The 1796-nt window shown below is 37.5% G+C and carries 2 protein-coding genes and 1 pseudogene; 1 reads left to right on the forward strand and 2 read right to left on the reverse strand.

Going from position 1 to position 1796, the window contains the following annotated elements; translation table 11 throughout:
* The first annotated feature begins 140 nt into the window (after positions 1 to 140).
* Positions 141 to 515 (forward strand): transposase, encoded by a 375-nt coding sequence (locus QUB61_RS40370; protein WP_445300641.1) that lies wholly within the window; start codon positions 141 to 143, stop codon positions 513 to 515.
* Here QUB61_RS40370 and QUB61_RS39240 read toward each other — a convergent pair.
* Both QUB61_RS39240 and QUB61_RS39245 read right to left on the reverse strand, forming a co-directional pair.
* Positions 508 to 843: pseudogene (locus tag QUB61_RS39240) on the reverse strand (ISKra4 family transposase); the annotation flags it as partial. The gene QUB61_RS40370 and the pseudogene QUB61_RS39240 overlap by 8 nt on opposite strands.
* Positions 844 to 1361: 518 nt before the next feature.
* Complete coding sequence (locus QUB61_RS39245; protein ID WP_333136855.1) at positions 1362 to 1736, reverse strand: transposase; 375 nt, start codon at positions 1734 to 1736, stop codon at positions 1362 to 1364.
* Positions 1737 to 1796 lie beyond the last annotated feature (60 nt).

A 1796-nucleotide genomic window follows, 5' to 3' on the forward strand; every position in this document is an offset into this window, starting at 1 on the left:
ATATCCTTAATAAAGTTTATAAGACTGGTCGAAAGGTGGCTGATAATTTCAAAAATACTATGCAAATTGTTTTTGACAAATATTTGCCCAAATGGAATTATCGAGCCGTACCCCAACCTGAATAATTCATTAAGTTATTTATTTTTCATTCCTTAGACACAGTTGGCTTTGAGAAATTTTTAGAGCTATTTGCCAGTGAGTATCCGGAGGATTTACATATAATTCAACTAGATAAGGTCGGATTTCATAACTCTTTAAATCTTAGCATACCAGAAAATGTAATTTTACTGTTTCAACCCGCATACAGTCCGGAAGTAAACCCAATAGAAAGACTGTGGGGATATATAAAAGAACAATTGAAATGGTTGAGATTTGACCAAATAGAAGAGTTGAGAGTGGCGGTGAAAAAAGAGTTAAATAAGTTGACCTTGGAAGTTATTACTTCTTTGACGGGATGGAAATTTATTTTAGAGGCTCTATATGTAGCAGGACTTTATAAAATTGGTATAATGTAATTTCTTGTACACCTTGTTTGGAGGTAGGCCATTCAAATTCTTGTCTATTTACTAATATGAGTAATGTGCTCTGAGAAAATTTAATCCCGGTTAACTCTTCTAAGTCTTCTTCGGCTCTTTGATAAGATTCATTGGCACTGATTAAAAGAGCACATTTTTCCATCATCGGGCGCTCGTTGAGTATGAGATTTTAATCCGAAATATTTGGCTTGGTTGTCGGTAATTTTGAGCGACCCTACTACAGATTTTACTGTTCGGGTTTTTCCTGTTTTAATTCCTGATACTTTTGAAAAAAAAAGCTACCTAGTTCTGGTCTCTTGGAGTTTAGACTAAGCACAAATTGACTCAGCATGAGCTGAGTGGAAAAAATGGTTAATCAGCGAGAGGTTCTCAAGGTTAACTTACGAATTTTGTGGATTTTTGGAACCGACCTTTACCCTTTTTGACCACAGGATAGCGGCATCTTCGGGTGCGAGGTTTTCCCGTTTGCCATCCATCCGAGTTTCCTCGACGTTTGGGAGCAACAGTGGGAGTCCCAATCTTGATTAAAAGTGGAAGCATTGATTGTGCAACCCTGACCGGGGTCAATTCAGGCAGAGACTTTTGCCAGGGCAAACGAATTTGTCTGACGACATCTTTAGCTAACCATAATTGCCAGGTTAGTAAAGGCATCAAATCACTCCATCGAGAGCACTGTTCTGGGGTACTCAACTTCGGCGAGCCGTCCAATGTAAGGTTTGTTTAACTAACCGATACCAATGCTCGATGGTAAAACGACGCAGATATAGTTGCCAAATTTCAGCCAGAGATGGCATTTGGATACCAACCCACACTAATACCAATTTACTATGAAGTTGCACTTAATATAGCTTCAAGGATATAGTCCCAACCACAGAGAGATAAAACTTCTTCATTAGTGAGAGATTTGATAATTCTATTTACCTGTTCTTTGAGTTGATCTAAACTCGAATAATTTTCCCACTTGAGGTCTTTTTTTGTATGCTCCCACAATCTTTCAATCGGATTTAATTCAGGACTATAGGCTGGTAAATATATTGGCATTACATGGTCATCCCAGTCTAGTAATAGAGCTTTATGGAACCTACCATTATCCATGATAATTAGATGGAAATTCTCGCTCGTATTTTTGACCAAATCCCTTTTAAAATTCTTGAAAACAGTTGTAATTGAGCCTAGGAAATTCTTGATAATATTGTTCACCTGTTGCTGGCTCTACGACTCCATAAATATAAAAGTTTCCTCGTTTCCATTGCTTTTTGC

This window comes from Microcoleus sp. C2D2, from assembly GCF_036702495.1.
In the GTDB taxonomy this organism is placed as follows: Bacteria; Cyanobacteriota; Cyanobacteriia; order Cyanobacteriales; family Microcoleaceae; genus Microcoleus.